Source organism: Gulosibacter hominis (assembly GCF_904842695.1).
Taxonomy (GTDB): Bacteria; Actinomycetota; Actinomycetes; order Actinomycetales; family Microbacteriaceae; genus Gulosibacter; species Gulosibacter hominis.
The window spans coordinates 362,620-376,714 of record NZ_CAJGWQ010000001.1; the positions used below are offsets into that span (position 1 = coordinate 362,620).

The following is a 14,095-nucleotide window of genomic DNA, read 5'->3' on the forward strand; positions in this document are numbered from 1 at the left end:
TGCGCTTGGCGGATGCGCGACTAGGCGTCTTCCTGCCCCGAAAGGGCCGCCAGGCGGGCTTCTTCATCGGCCTGCACAGCCGAGTCAATTACCGGCCCGAGCGCCCCGTCCATCACCTGGTCAAGGTTGTAGGCCTTGTATCCGGTGCGGTGATCGGCGATGCGGTTTTCGGGGAAATTATAGGTGCGGATGCGCTCCGAACGGTCCATCGAACGAATCTGTGAGGCACGCATCCCCGCTTCGGCTTCGGCGAGCTCCTCTTGCTGTTTGGCAAGCAGTCGCGCCTGCAGAACGCGCATGGCGGCGGCCCGGTTTTGGATCTGCGATTTTTCGTTCTGCATCGAAACCACAATACCGGTGGGCAGGTGCGTAATGCGCACGGCCGAGTCGGTGGTGTTCACCGACTGACCACCGGGACCCGACGACCGATAAACGTCAATTTTGAGGTCGTTCGGGTCGATGTTGATTTCCTCGGGCTCATCAACTTCGGGGAACACCAGCACACCGGTGGTGGAGGTGTGAATGCGGCCCTGTGATTCGGTTGCCGGAACGCGCTGCACGCGGTGCACGCCACCCTCATATTTGAGTGAGGCCCACACGCCATCAGCCGGTTCGTTTGAAGTCGACTTAATGGCCACCTGCACCGATTTGTAACCGCCGAGGTCTGACTCGGCCTTGTCGAGCAGTTCGACCTTCCAGCCGCGGCTTTCGGCATAGTGCGTGTACATGCGCAGCAGGTCGGCAGCGAACAGCGCCGACTCTTCGCCACCTTCGCCGCCCTTGATTTCCATGATCACGTCGCGGCCGTCATCCGGGTCGCGCGGGATGAGCAGACGGCGTAGTTTTTCGTGCTGTTCTTCAAGTTTTTGCTCGATCGCCTCGGCCTCGTCCGCGAACATTTCGTCTTCGCGGGCGAGTTCATTGGCGGCTTCGAGGTCGTCCTGCAGCGCGGAGAGTTTGTCGTCGGCCGCGAGAATCTGCGACAGCTCGGCGTAGCGCCGGTTTACTTTTTTGGCGCGGGCCGGGTTGGTGTGCAGTTCTGGGTCGGCAAGCTGTTCTTGCAGCTCGGCATGTTCTTCGCGCAGCAGGCCTACCGACTCGGCAAATTCGTTCGGTGTGCTCATGCGCGCACCGCCAGATTTGCTTCGCGGCTCACCGCGGCGACGAATTCTTCGTTCGTGGCGGTGGACGAGAGCCGTTCGAGCACCGATTCGAGCGACACCTGGGTGTCATCGCCGAGCGCGCGGCGAATCTTCCAGGTGGCAGCGAGTTCGGTTTCGCTCAGCAGGTCTTCTTCGTGCAGCGTTGACGACTGCTGAATGTCAACGGCCGGGAAGATTCGCTTATCAGCCATCGCGCGTGAGAGTCGCAGCTCCATATTGGCGGTGCCAGCGAACTCCTCGAGAATAACCTCGTCGGTGCGCGAACCGGTTTCGACCATCGCGGTGGCGAGGATCGTCAGCGAACCGCCGTTTTCAATATTGCGTGCGGCACCGAAGAAGGTTTTCGGCAGGTGCAGCGCCGAAGCATCCACGCCACCGTCGATGATGCGGCCCGAGCCGGGCGCCGCGATGTTGTAGGCGCGGCAAAGCTGGGTCAGCGAGTCGAGCAGCACCACCACATCGAGACCGAGCTCGACCAGTCGCTTGGCACGCTCGATAGCGAGCTCAGCGATGGTGGTGTGGTTTTCGGCCGGCATATCGAAAGTTGACGACACGACCTCACCGTTAATCATGCGCTGCAGACGGGTGACCTCTTCGGGCCGCTCCCCCACGAGCACGAGCATCAGGTGCGCATCCGGTTCGTTCTGGGTTACCGCGCTGGCAACCCGCTCGAGCATGATCGATTTGCCCGACTTCGGCGGGGCCACCACAATGCCGCGGGTGCCCTTACCGATCGGAGCAAAAAGATCAACCATCCGCTGTGCGGCGTGGCCACCTGCGGTTTCGAGTCGCAGCCGGTCGACCGGGTACAGCGGAGTGAGCGAGTCGAACTCGGGGCGCTTGGCGATCTGTTCGGGAGTCTGACCGTTAATGGTGTCGATCTTGGCGAGTGCGTTGTACTTCTGGCGACCACCCTGGTGCTCGCCCTCGCGCGGCTGACGAATCGCGCCAACGATTGCGTCGCCCTTGCGCAGCCCGTACTTTTTCACCTGACCGAGGGAGACGTACACGTCGTTTGCTCCGGGGAGGTATCCAGAGGTGCGCACGAACGCGTAGTTGTCAAGCACGTCGAGGATGCCCGCAATCGGCAGCAGCACATCGTCGGGCGCGATCTCGGGGTCGGCATCATCGCGCCGGTTGCGACCACGCTGACGCTGCTGGTTCTGGTTCGAGTCGTCGTTGCGATTGCGGCTGCGGCTGCGGCTGCGTTTGCGACCGTTACCCGAGTGCTCCTGCTGCTTATCGTCGTCGGCGTCTTCCGCTTCACCGCTCGAGTCGTCGTCACGGGCCGGCGGCAAAACAATGTCATCGAGCGTCTTCGGGCTCGACGACTCGTTGCCCTTGGCTGCGTCATCATCGCTGTTGTCGTTCTGTTTGCGCTTTTTTGACTTGTTTGACTTCGACTTCTTGCGCGGCTGATCGCCGCCGTCAGCGCTCTTGGCACCGCTATCGGTCGGTTTGCCTGAGTCTTTTTCAGTCGACTTCGCGTCAGCGGCGGGCTGCTCAGCTTTGCCGGGCTCGTTCTGTTTACCGCGGCGGCGGTCAGCGTCGTCACTGTCAGGTTTTTCGGATGCAGCCTCGGGAGCAACAGTCACGCGGCGGCGCGGCTGCCGAGCCGAGGTCGGTTTGTTATCAGACGCTGATTGTTCGGCTCCGCGCTGCTCGGTGTTTTTGTCATCGGCAGCGGCCTTGTTCTCAGCGGCCGCAGCTGCCTTCGAGCTGCCTTCACCGCGGGCCTGCTCGATGACTTCGATCAGCTGGCTCTTGCGCAGTCGCGCGCTGCCCTTAATACCCATTTCGGCGGCAAGCGCCTGCAAATCAGCAACTCGCATTGAGTTGAGCGGGCGTGCCTGAGTTTCGTTTTGTTCAGTCATGTGTTGGTGTTCTCGTCCTGTTATGAGGAAATGCGAGTCGGTACTCGAATGGAACGCGTCAACGCGCCACCGGACAGATCGTCCGCAAGAACTGCGGTATCCGCCTCGCGATCAGATGTTTCGATATTCGTAACCGGTGCCGCAAGCGGCGAGGTCACGCATCCATCGACGATGTCGACAGTTCCGAAACTACCTCCACTGTAGCACCCAGTGTGTCTACGGCGGTCATAATTGCCTGCCAACGAGTGTCGGTGCGCTCGCTAGCAATACGCTCCGCAACCAGCCGGTCGGCCGGGTCGCTGCACATCACCAGCACGCTCGGGCCCGCGCCCGAAACCACCGCTGGCAGCTTCGCGGCCCGCAGTTCATCAATCAAAAGCTTCGTTTTTGGCATCGCTGACGCGCGGTAGCTCTGGTGCAGGCGATCTTCGGTGGCGTCGAACAACACCTCGGGGCTCTGGGTGAGCGCCGCCACCAGCAGCGCCGACCGCGACAGGTTAAAAATGGCGTCGGCGTGCGGCACCTGGTCGGGCTGCAGCGAACGCGCGACGGCGGTTGACATGGTCTCTTCGGGGACCAGCACCACCAGCGAAACCCCGCGGTCGACCGCAAGCTGTTTCGACCGCGGCTCGCCCTCGGCATCCATCCACGCGATCGTGAGACCACCGAATAGGCAGGGAGCAACATTATCGGGATGCCCCTCCAGCTCGGTCGCAATATTGAGCAGCTGGTTCTCGGTAACGGCCACCTGGTCGGATACGAGGCCTGCCGCGGCACACACTCCGGCAACAATTGCTGCGCCGGATGATCCCAGCCCTCGGCCGTGCGGGATCGTGTTGTGTGCCCGCAAGCGCAGACCGGGGCTGGCAAAGCCAAGGCGGTCGAGCGCCGTGTAGATCGAACGCACCACCAGGTGTCGTTCATCCAGTGGCACCTCGCCCTCACCGACACCGGCAACCTGAATGTCAATTTCGCCGGCGGGCAGTGCCTGCACCTCAATTTCGTCGTAGCGAGCCAGCGCCAGGCCGAGCGTGTCAAAACCGGGGCCAAGATTCGCACTGGTGGCTGGCACGCGCACCGCTACTGTGCGCCCCTGCGTAACCTGGTTCATGCGCGCATACCGAGCACTTCGGCAACCACGCTGGTGTCGGCGTCAACAACCGTGGGAGTTACGTCGTTGCCGTTTTCGTCGCGCAGCGCCCACTGCGGGTCTTTCAAACCGTGACCGGTGACGGTGAGCACACAACGCGAGCCCACGGGGATATTCCCCTTGTCGGCTTCCGAGAGCAGACCAGCCACCGAGATCGCCGAAGCCGGTTCGACAAACACACCGGTTTCAGCGGCGAGGATGCGCTGGGCTGCGAGAATTTCGATGTCATCAAACATGCCGAAAAAGCCGTCGGTTTCGTCGCGCGCCTCGAGCGCCAGGCGCCACGAGGCGGGGTTACCGATGCGGATAGCCGAGGCGATCGTCTCGGGAGCGGTGACAACCTCACCGCGCACGATCGGCGCGGCACCCGAGGCCTGGAAACCAAACATCCGCGGCAGTTTGGTCGATTTACCGGCTTCACGGTATTCGCGGTAGCCGCGCGTGTAGGCGGTGTAGTTACCGGCATTACCAACCGGGATGAAGTGGAAGTCGGGGGCGTCGCCGAGCACGTCGATGATTTCGAACGAGGCGGTCTTCTGCCCCTCGATACGGTCATTGTTGACCGAGTTCACCAAGTGTACCGGGTAGTTTTCGTCCAGCTCGCGAGCGATGCGCAGGCAGTCGTCAAAGTTGCCGCGCACCTGCAGCAGCTCGGCGCCGTGGATGATTGCCTGCGAAAGCTTGCCCATTGCGATCTTGCCCTCGGGCACCAGCACTGCCGATTTAATACCGGCATATCCCGCATAGGCTGCGGCCGAGGCGGAAGTGTTACCGGTGGATGCACACACGACCACCTTCGCGCCGTGCTCGACGGCCTTCGAAACCGCCATAGTCATCCCGCGGTCTTTGAACGAACCGGTGGGGTTCATCCCCTCAAATTTCACGTACACATCCGCGCCGGTACGACGCGACAGCGACGGCGACGGGATGAGCGGGGTGCCGCCCTCTCCGAGCGTGATGATCGGCGTGGCTTCGGTCACGTCGAGGTACTCGGCGTATTCGCGGATAACTCCCTGCCATTGCTTGGCCATGTCTTTTCCTCACCGCGCTATTCAGTAGCGCTCATCTGAACTTGCAGTTCACTGCGATTGGGCGGGGCTGTTAGTCGCCCTCAACCCGAAGTACGCCGGATACCCGGTCGACGGTCGGCATTTGCTCGAGCGATTCGACCAGTGCGCCCAGAGCGCCTTCGGGCGCACGGTGCGTACCGATTACCAGGGTAGCGCTCGCATCGTCATCCTCGCCCGGCTGCTGGGTGAGCGTCGCCACCGACACACCGTGTTCGCTGAAGCACTGGGCGATTTCGGCGAGCACACCCCGCTCGTCATTCACCTGTAGTGAGATCTGGTACGAGGTTTCGATCGCGCTGATGTCGATCACCGGCAGGTTGGCGGCCATCGACTCGCCGAGCCCGGGGCCACCCATCAGATGACGGCGCGCCGCCGAAATCAGGTCGCCGAGCACCGCCGATGCGGTCTCCACTCCCCCGGCTCCGGCGCCGTAGAACATCAGCGGGCCGGCTGCGGCAGCCTCAACAAAAATCGCGTTATTACCGCCGTGCACGCTTGCCAGGGGATGCTGTTTTGGAACGAGTGCGGGATACACGCGGGCTGAAACACGCTCGGTTTCGCCGTCGACGATCCGCTCACAGATCGCCAGCAGCTTCACCACATAGCCGGCAGCGTCGGCGTCAGCAATCTGCTTTGCGGTGACCTCGGTGATGCCCTCGCGATAAACCTCATCAACCGGAACCTGCGTGTGGAAACCGATGGATGCGAGAATCGCGGCCTTCTGCTGCGCGTCGTAACCGCCAATATCGGCGGTGGGGTCGGCCTCAGCATAACCGAGCTCAGTGGCGATTTCGAGCGACCGCTCAAAGCTGTCGCCGCTGGTGTGCATCCGGTCGAGGATGAAGTTGGTGGTGCCATTAACGATGCCGAGAATACGGTCAATCCGGTCACCGGCGAGGTTTTCGCGCAGCGGACGGATGATCGGAATCGCGCCACCGACAGCGGCCTCATAGTAGAGCTGCGCGCCAACTCGCTCAGCGAGGGCGAACAGTTCGTTACCGTGGTGCGCGAGCAGTGCCTTGTTGGCGGTGATGACATCAGCACCCGATTCGAGCGCCAGCTTGATGAGTTCACGGGCGGGTTCGATACCGCCCATGAGCTCCACCACAATTTCGGATTGCAGGATGAGCTCACGCGGGTTGTCGGTGAAAAGTTCTTTTGGCAGATCGGTATCGCGCGGTGCATCCACATTGCGAACCGCGATACCCACCAATTCGAGCTGCGCGCCACCGGTGCGCTGGGCAAATTCTTCGCGCTGTTCGAGCAGCAGGCGTGCCACCTGGCTACCTACCGAGCCGGCGCCGAGCAGGGCAACTTTGACGGTGCGGTTGCTAATCATGGGTGTTCCTCCGGGGTCGATGCGGTGTCGGCCGTGAGCAGGTCTTGGATGGTGATGCGACGCACCAGGGTGCGTGATTGGCCATCCCGTACCGCCACCATGGCGGGGCGATCAAAGTAGTTGTAGTGACTTGCCATAGCAAAGCAGTAGGCGCCGGTGGCGGGCACGGCGAGAATATCGCCATAGTTCACGTCATCGGGCAAATAGTCGGCATAAACGACGATATCTCCCGACTCGCAGTGGCTGCCAACCACTCGCACAAGCTGCAGCGGCGCATCCGATTCACGATTCGCAAGCCGCACGCAATAGTCGGCCCGGTACATGGCCGGGCGAGCGTTATCGCTCATACCGCCGTCCACCGATACATAGCGGCGCACGGCCGGGGTGCCGTGCTCGTCGCTGACCGTCACATCCTTGGTGACGCCCACGCGATAGAGGGTCACACCGGCCGGCCCCGCAATTGAGCGGCCCGGTTCGAAGGTGACAAGCGGTAGGTCGGTGCCGGTTTCTGCGCAGGCCCGCGCAACTTCCGCGGCGATTCCACGGGCAAGTTCGTCGAGCGGCAGCGGCCGATCGCTTGGCAGATAGGCAATCCCAAAGCCACCGCCGAGATTTACCTCGGGCACGGGGCCGCCCTTCAGCAGCTCGGCGCGCAAGCGCATGAGCCGGTCGGCCGCGGCACCGAACCCATCAGCCGAGTAGATCGAAGAGCCAATATGCGAGTGCAGGCCCCGGAACTCAAGCGCTTCGTAACCGCGAATTTTGGCGACCGCCTCGGCGGCACTTGCCAACGTGATGCCGAACTTCTGGTCTTCGTGGCTGGTGGCGAGATACGAATGGGTGTCGGCGTGAATACCCGAGTTGATGCGCAGTAGCACCGGCTGCCGTTTACCGAGCTCGGCTGCCACTGCGGCGAGCCGGTCGATCTCGGTGAGCGAGTCGATAATCACCGTGCCGACACCCACCTCGGCCGCGCGGGCGAGCAGCGCATCCGATTTGTTATTGCCGTGCAGCCCAATAGTTTCGGGGTCGATTCCGGCAGCCAGTGCCACCTCAAGCTCACCCGCCGACGCGACATCCAGCCCCACGCCGGCCTGCTGCATCCAGCGGGCAATATCGATGCTCAGCAGCGCTTTCGAGGCGTAATGCAGCTGCACCTGCGCGCCGATAGCATTGAAGGCCTCGGTGAATGCGGCCAGCGCCGATGCTGCCCGTTCGCGCATATCGTGCTCGTCAATGACGTAGAGGGGTGAACCATACCGTTCGAGCAGCTCAGTGGCACGCACGCCACCAATGGTGAGCTCACCTGCTGCATCGCGGATTGCCGTCGTCGGCCACACACCCGAGTTGAGCTGGCGAGCGTCCGCCGGGTTTAGCCACTGTGGAGCGAGTGGGTTTACCGCGTTTGACTCTGAAAAAATCACGCCACAATCCTATCCAGAGCCGAGCGCGACCTCGCCCGCTGTGACCGATTAAGTAATCTGACCGCGGGCGATAGTGAGTACGGCGGAACATTTCACGTTCAGGATGCGCCACGAGACACTCTGTGCGCCGATTCTTCCGCTGAACTCACTGGCGTTGGGAACCTAGCGGCGGCAGCTACCAAGCTCGGTGAAAGATTCCTCAGCCGCCGTAAAACTGTGCCGGGTTCGCACACCGACCGTGAGCCCCGCATCCGAAACATCCACATTCGTGATTTGCAGCAGTTCGGGAATGTACTCGGCAACGCAGGCATCAAAGCTCACCAGCCGTTCCTGAGTGTCGATCTGGCTGCTGAAATCGCCTGCTTTAAAGCGCAGGTCGGTTGCCTCGATGCGAATATAGCCACCGGCACGAATCCGCACCCGCGCATCCACCAGCACCGCAATCTGCCGCCCGAACACGTCAATCTCGGTGCCGTAGCTCAGCGTGCCGTTCGAAAATTTCAGGTCGTTGATCGTGATTCCCGCAGCTTGCGCCGCATCCTGTAACAACCGGTTGACCTCGGCGGCACTCAGTCGAATCTCGCCTTCGAGCGAATCGATCTGCACCGGGTCACCGAGCTGAATACCGGCGGCGTCCGCGTTCACCTCGCCACGCACATCCCCCACCGTGAGATCGGAAGTTGACAGGTGCAGTTTCGAAAGCCGCAGGGTCGCAAGCTCGCACAGCACGCAGGCGCCCTTGGGTGCCGCGTTAATGTGCGCGCTCACGCCCTGCGGCAGAGCTTCGGCAATCTTGTCGGCGGCGATGCGTCCAACGAGCACGCGAGCTACCAGCTCAGCGATAATCAGCAGCACCGCCAGGGATGCTGCCACGATCACCAGCGCACGGCGCCGGCGCTTAGCCCGTTTAACGGTGATGGATGCGGTCACGCTACATCCGCTCGGGAGCAGTCACTCCCAGCATCTCGAGACCGTTCGCCAGCACCTGTCGCGCTGCCAGGTTGAGCATCAGACGGCTGGCATGCACCGGTTCAACCGGTGCATCACCCTGCGGAATCACGCGGCAGTTGTCATACCAGCGGTTATAGGCGGCAGCGAGATCTTCCAGGTAGCGGCTGACGCGGTGCGGTTCGCGCTCGGCCGCGGCGAAAGCCACCAGGCGCGGGAACTCACGCAGCTGACCGAGCAGCTCGTTTTCGGTGGCGTGGCTGAGCGCTGCCGGATCGAATGCTGCCGTGGTAATTCCCGCATCTGCGGCGTTACGGGCCACCGCGCAGGTGCGCGCGTGGGCGTATTGCACGTAATACACCGGGTTGTCGTTCGAACGCGACACCAGCAGGTCGAGATCGATATCAATCGATGAATTGGTGGATGAACGCACCAGCGAGTAACGCGCCGCGTCAACACCCACCGCATCCACCAGGTCGTCGAGGGTGACGATCGTGCCGGCGCGCTTCGACATCCGCACCGGTTCGCCGTCACGCACCAGGTTCACCATCTGGCCGATGAGAATCTGCATGTTGACATTGGGGGTGTCGCCAAATGCCTGGGCCATGGCCATCATGCGGCCGACATAGCCGTGGTGGTCGGCTCCGAGCATGTAGATACATTCGTCAAAGCCGCGATCGCGCTTGTTGAGGTAGTAGCCAATATCACCGGCAAAATAGGTAGGTTCGCCGTTGGAGCGCACCACCACGCGGTCTTTATCGTCACCAAAATCGGTGGAGCGCAGCCACACCGCGCCCTCCTGCTCGAAGATGTTGCCGAGCTCGCGCAGTTTGGCGACGGCACGGTCGACCGAGCCGTCTTCGTGCACCGAGTCTTCGTGGAAAAACACGTCGAATTCGACTCGGAACTCGTGCAGCTTCTGTTTGATTTCGTCAAACATGAGCGCCACGCCGTGCTCGCGGAAAACTTCCTGTTCGGCGTCGCGGTCGGCAGCTGCTGCCAGCTCGTCGGCGTGTTCAGCTGCAACCTGCGCGGCGATTTCAGCAATGTAGGCGCCGCCGTAACCGTCTTCGGGGGTCGGCTCGCCGTGGTGTGCGGCCAGCAGCGACTTGGCAAAGCGGTCGATCTGGGCACCGTGGTCGTTGAAATAGTATTCGCGGGTCACATCCGCACCGGCCGCGATCATCACGCGAGCCAGCGAGTCGCCCACTGCTGCCCAGCGGGCACCACCGAGGTGGATGGGGCCGGTTGGGTTGGCTGAGACAAACTCGAGGTTGATCTTGTGCCCGGCAAGGCCGCTGCTGGTGCCATAGCCCGCACCGGCCTCGACAATTTGCGCCGCAAGCGCACCGGCGGCAGCCTCATCAAGGGTGATGTTAATAAAACCGGGGCCGGCCACAGCCACTGATTTCACTGCCGGATTTGATTCGAGCGCCGCGGCGATTTCTTGCGCAAATTCGCGCGGATTCGATCCGACTCGCTTCGCGAACCGCATGGCGATGTTCGAGGCCCAGTCACCGTGTTCACGGTTGCGGGGGCGTTCAAGTTTGAGGTCGTCAGCGGTGAGTTCGAGTTCGCGGCCGGCTTCGCGGCGGTCGAGCGCGGTGCGCGCGGCTGCGGCGAGGGCTTCGCTCAGGGTCAGATCGGTCATGGTTATCTATCGTAGGCCCGACTCGTGACACTTGCTGGTATGCTTACCCCTTGTCCGCCTCCGTAGCTCAGTGGATAGAGCGCCGGTTTCCGGTACCGTAGGTCGCAGGTTCGACTCCTGTCGGGGGCACCAACAGTTTGGGCTCGAGTCATCACTCCGATGACCCGAGCCCACGCTTTTTGTACAGCCGCTTTGCGCAACCGCTTACGCGCGCAGTGCCACGAGTGCCCGCAGCAGTTTCGGTAGTTCATCCGCATCCGAATTTGGTGCCTCGGGATGCCATTGCACGCCGAATTGCGGCAGCGTTTCGTGCTCGATCGCCTCGACCACACCGTCGTCGGCACGGCCAACCACCCGCAGCCCCTCACCTGGCTCGGCAACGGCCTGGTGGTGTGACGACTCGATGGCCGCAACCCGCGTGCCGAGTGCGCGCCCGGCCACTGAATCAGCATCGAGATCAACCGGATGCGGCAAAAACTCATCCCAGCGCGGGCCCGGCGGAAAACGGTGGTCGCCCGAGTTGTCGAGGTGCTGGATGAGGGTGCCGCCATGCGCCACATTGAGCAGCTGTAGCCCCCGGCAAATACCAAAAACCGGTTTTGTGTCGTTCGCAGCCCGACCGATCAACGCAACCGTGCGTTCATCCGCCAGTGTCACGTGGTGACCGCACTCGGGATAATCAGCGGCGCCCCCATAGAGCGCAGGGTCAACATCATCACCGCCCATGATCACAATCACGTCAGCCGCGCGATATGCCGCGTCAATTGCTTCCTCGCTGACATCGGCAATTGGCAGCCGCTGCGGCTCGTATCCCATTTCGGATGCGCTCACCACCACTTGCTGGGTGAGCGTTTCGAGTGCCGCTGTGAACTTTTTATCGGGGCGGAGCATCGTCGCTTCCACCACCAAAACGTGAACCGGTTGCATGAGCACGGTTCTATCATGCCGCGTTCGGCGCCGCCAATCCGGCGTTTCAGCGGTGTCAGAAACGGCCGTGCGCCCCGGTAATTGGCCGGGGCGCACAGTTTTTAAGGTTGTAATGCGAACGGTTCAAGCAACCGACGCGGGCGAATCATCATTGATTCGCGTGATCCCGCTCGTACTGCGCAAATGCGGCAGCCAGTCGGTCCAAAAACTCATCGACTTCACGCAGGTCATAGCCCGCTTTGAATCGGGTTGATTCAAATTTCACATCCTCAACCTGTGATGCGGTTAGCGAGTGCGCCGCAGCTTCACCGGTCTCGTAGCGGTAAAGCGCTTCTGCGGCGCGGTCAAGGAAGTTGTCGACCTCGAACTGGTCGTAGCCGAAAACGTATTTGGTTGCACGGAACTGTTCGTTGATCACATCTTCACTTCGCATGAGGTTGCTCCTGCTCTGAAATTGTGGACGAGAAATTCCGCCGACATCGTATCGAACATTTGGCTGGATGCCCGGATTTTGTTCCATGTCGGGGCCGGTAGGATGCCAGCGCCACCCCGCATCCGATCCGAGGACCCGCCATGCTGCGCCTGATTGCCCGAGCGCTCGAGCCCGTGTTCATCCACTCACCGCTCTCGCGTTTGGGCTGTGCCTTCGCAACGGTGGTCGGGCTACTGTGGGCCGCTCCCCTCTCAACCGGCGCGATCATCCGACACGGCGATCTCATCGTGTGCCAGGGACTGCCGAAGTGGGCGTTTCGCCGCGGTGGCGTCTGCGTCGGGCGCGTGTATATCACTCGCAACACGGTCTCGCCGGCGGTGCTTCGACACGAACTCGTGCACGTCGAGCAGTGGCGCAAATACGGGCTGCTCTTCCCGCTGCTCTACGCGCTTGCCGGGAGCGATCCGCTGCGCAATCGTTTTGAGATCGAAGCCGGGCTCGCTGACGGCGGCTATCTGCGCCGGTAGCCGGCGTTACTGCGCGGTTTCGTTACAACATCGCGGCCGGTGGCACCCGCAGCTGCCACTGCAATTCGTTCTCGAGCTGCTGACCAAATTGCAGCAGCGTGCGTTCATCCCCCGGCCGGCCGATCGCCTGCACACCGAACGGCAGCTCGACCGCATCCCCGCCGCTGAGCACCGACGCGCTCGCGGCCGCGCGACTGCTGTGCACCGGCAGGCTGATCGCCGGCAGCCCGCAGGCGTTGAGATATGACGTGAATGGCGTGTACTGGCACTGCTGCTCGAAGTTGCGTTCGCCGTCGCTCTGGTCGTACCAGCCCAGCGGCCGCGGTGCCATCGCCATCGCCGGGGTGAGCACGAGATCGTAGGGCGCATAGTCGGCAATGATTTGCTGTTCAAACCGAGCCAGTGCATCCAGTGCCCACACCAATTGCGCGGCGCTCACCTCTTGGCTGCGTTCATACAGCCAGCGGGTGAGCGGTTCGACCTGGCCGCTTTCGATGACTGCAGCTGGCACCTGGGATGCACCGGCCTGCCAGATCGTGCGGAACGCCGCGAAATACTCGGGGAATGGCCGCGGTTCAACCGGTTCGACGCGGTGTCCGAGCCGTTCGGCGAGCCGGATTGTTTGTTCGAGCGCGATCGCGGCTTCATCTTCGACTTCGATGCGGTAGTCGGTTGCCCACGGCGACCAGCTGTTAAACCCGATGCGCAGCGGTTTGATTGGCGCATCCAAGATGTCGAGGTAGGCGGCTTCGCCGCGTGGCGCGACGGTGGTGAACGGATGCGGTGCGTGCCCGCGCATCCCGTCAAAAAGAAGCGCCGCATCCGCAACCGAACGCGCTATCGGCCCCGAAACGACCAGCCCGGCGAGCGACTCTTGACCGGCACCGGCCGGAACGCGTCCGCGCGATGGTTTCAGCCCCACAAGCCCGCAGGCTGCGGCCGGGATGCGCACCGAGCCGCCGCCGTCGCTGCCGGGAGCAAACGGCAGCATCCGGGCCGCAACCGCTACTGCCGCGCCGCCGCTGGAGCCGCCGGGGCCGAGGTCGGTTTGCCAGGGGTTGCGGGCCACCTTGGATGCATCCGATTCGTCGTCAACGAACAGCTGGTTTTCGGTGTACGAGGGGAAACCGAATTCGGGGGTGTTGGTTTTTCCGAGTGACACTCCTCCGGCTGCATCCATAGTTTCGACGAGTGGATGCGATGCGGTGGCAACATTTTGGCGGAGCGCTTGCGAGCCGAAGGTGGTGACCACTCCGGCGCGGTCGACCAGGTCTTTATCGGCATAGGGCAGGCCCCATAGCGGCAGTTCGTGGCTGCGGGTGGCGCCACGGTTTTGGTCGTCGTCGAGCGCTGCGGCGCGTTCGCGTGCGGTGTCGGCAGTGACTGTTGTGAACGCGCGGAGTTTCGGGTTGAGCGCTTCGATGCGCGCGAGGTAGTGATCGGTGAGTTCAAGGCAGCTGAGTTCGCCGCGAGCAATCAGCTGGCGCTGCTCGGTTGCGGCGAGTTCGTGAAGTTCGCTCATGCCGCCACCCTATAAGCGCCGGATGCAAGCATCCTGCCCCCGCCGCATCCTGCCCTGCGCATCCAGC

At 62.4% G+C, this 14,095-nt stretch carries 12 protein-coding genes and 1 tRNA gene; 2 read left to right on the top strand and 11 right to left on the bottom strand.

Annotated elements, in window-relative coordinates; translation table 11 throughout:
• Nucleotides 1–20 precede the first annotated feature (20 nt).
• From prfA to argS, 8 genes are all read right to left on the bottom strand, one after another.
• Nucleotides 21–1,124, bottom strand: coding sequence for a peptide chain release factor 1 (prfA, locus tag JMV54_RS01680; RefSeq protein ID WP_201517129.1), 1,104 nt, complete (start codon nt 1,122–1,124; stop codon nt 21–23).
• Nucleotides 1,121–3,037 carry a transcription termination factor Rho gene (gene rho, locus JMV54_RS01685; protein ID WP_201517130.1) on the bottom strand — a complete coding sequence of 639 codons (1,917 nt, stop codon included), beginning with the start codon at nt 3,035–3,037 and terminating at the stop codon, nt 1,121–1,123. The genes prfA and rho overlap by 4 nt, the downstream gene beginning before the upstream one ends.
• A 154-nt stretch (nt 3,038–3,191) precedes the next feature.
• A complete protein-coding gene (gene thrB, locus JMV54_RS01690; protein ID WP_201517131.1) occupies nt 3,192–4,148 on the bottom strand; it encodes a homoserine kinase in 957 nt (318 codons plus the stop codon).
• Nucleotides 4,145–5,218, bottom strand: coding sequence for a threonine synthase (gene thrC / locus JMV54_RS01695; RefSeq protein WP_201517132.1), 1,074 nt, complete (start codon nt 5,216–5,218; stop codon nt 4,145–4,147). Before thrC ends, thrB begins: the two co-directional genes overlap by 4 nt.
• A gap of 70 nt (nt 5,219–5,288) precedes the next feature.
• The gene (locus JMV54_RS01700; RefSeq protein WP_201517133.1) at nt 5,289–6,596 is read right to left on the bottom strand and encodes a homoserine dehydrogenase; all 1,308 of its coding nucleotides are present in this window, start codon (nt 6,594–6,596) and stop codon (nt 5,289–5,291) included.
• Complete coding sequence (lysA, locus tag JMV54_RS01705; protein ID WP_230972757.1) at nt 6,593–8,020, bottom strand: diaminopimelate decarboxylase; 1,428 nt, start codon at nt 8,018–8,020, stop codon at nt 6,593–6,595. Before lysA ends, JMV54_RS01700 begins: the two co-directional genes overlap by 4 nt.
• Nucleotides 8,021–8,182: 162 nt before the next feature.
• Complete coding sequence (locus JMV54_RS01710; RefSeq protein WP_201517134.1) at nt 8,183–8,950, bottom strand: LmeA family phospholipid-binding protein; 768 nt, start codon at nt 8,948–8,950, stop codon at nt 8,183–8,185.
• Nucleotide 8,951: 1 nt separating this feature from the next.
• Nucleotides 8,952–10,619, bottom strand: coding sequence for an arginine--tRNA ligase (gene argS, locus JMV54_RS01715; protein WP_201517135.1), 1,668 nt, complete (start codon nt 10,617–10,619; stop codon nt 8,952–8,954).
• 56 nt (nt 10,620–10,675) lie between these two features.
• Between argS and JMV54_RS01720 the strand changes: the two genes are divergently transcribed.
• Nucleotides 10,676–10,751, top strand: a tRNA-Arg gene (locus tag JMV54_RS01720).
• A gap of 72 nt (nt 10,752–10,823) precedes the next feature.
• Here JMV54_RS01720 and JMV54_RS01725 read toward each other — a convergent pair.
• Nucleotides 10,824–11,546, bottom strand: a complete 723-nt coding sequence (locus tag JMV54_RS01725; protein ID WP_201517136.1) for a gamma-glutamyl-gamma-aminobutyrate hydrolase family protein — start codon at nt 11,544–11,546, stop codon at nt 10,824–10,826.
• Between the two features lie 148 nt (nt 11,547–11,694).
• Nucleotides 11,695–11,979, bottom strand: coding sequence for a DivIVA domain-containing protein (locus JMV54_RS01730; RefSeq protein WP_201517283.1), 285 nt, complete (start codon nt 11,977–11,979; stop codon nt 11,695–11,697).
• 140 nt (nt 11,980–12,119) lie between these two features.
• Between JMV54_RS01730 and JMV54_RS01735 the strand changes: the two genes are divergently transcribed.
• Nucleotides 12,120–12,506, top strand: coding sequence for a Fe-S oxidoreductase (locus JMV54_RS01735; protein WP_201517137.1), 387 nt, complete (start codon nt 12,120–12,122; stop codon nt 12,504–12,506).
• A 22-nt stretch (nt 12,507–12,528) separates the two neighbouring features.
• On the opposite strand, the gene JMV54_RS01740 is transcribed toward JMV54_RS01735, so the two are convergent.
• On the bottom strand, nt 12,529–14,028 hold the full coding sequence (locus JMV54_RS01740; RefSeq protein ID WP_201517138.1) for an amidase: 1,500 nt from the start codon (nt 14,026–14,028) through the stop codon (nt 12,529–12,531).
• Nucleotides 14,029–14,095: the final 67 nt, after the last annotated feature.

Excerpts from the sequence above, each read along its gene's own strand:
- prfA (WP_201517129.1), bottom strand. The coding sequence starts at position 1,124 with ATGAGCACACCGAACGAATTTGCCGAGTCGGTAGGCCTGCTGCGCGAA.
- rho (WP_201517130.1), bottom strand. The coding sequence starts at position 3,037 with ATGACTGAACAAAACGAAACTCAGGCACGCCCGCTCAACTCAATGCGA.
- thrB (WP_201517131.1), bottom strand. The coding sequence starts at position 4,148 with ATGAACCAGGTTACGCAGGGGCGCACAGTAGCGGTGCGCGTGCCAGCC.
- thrC (WP_201517132.1), bottom strand. The coding sequence starts at position 5,218 with ATGGCCAAGCAATGGCAGGGAGTTATCCGCGAATACGCCGAGTACCTC.
- JMV54_RS01700 (WP_201517133.1), bottom strand. The coding sequence starts at position 6,596 with ATGATTAGCAACCGCACCGTCAAAGTTGCCCTGCTCGGCGCCGGCTCG.
- argS (WP_201517135.1), bottom strand. The coding sequence starts at position 10,619 with ATGACCGATCTGACCCTGAGCGAAGCCCTCGCCGCAGCCGCGCGCACC.
- JMV54_RS01725 (WP_201517136.1), bottom strand. The coding sequence starts at position 11,546 with ATGCAACCGGTTCACGTTTTGGTGGTGGAAGCGACGATGCTCCGCCCC.
- JMV54_RS01730 (WP_201517283.1), bottom strand. The coding sequence starts at position 11,979 with ATGCGAAGTGAAGATGTGATCAACGAACAGTTCCGTGCAACCAAATAC.
- JMV54_RS01735 (WP_201517137.1), top strand. The coding sequence starts at position 12,120 with ATGCTGCGCCTGATTGCCCGAGCGCTCGAGCCCGTGTTCATCCACTCA.
- JMV54_RS01740 (WP_201517138.1), bottom strand. The coding sequence starts at position 14,028 with ATGAGCGAACTTCACGAACTCGCCGCAACCGAGCAGCGCCAGCTGATT.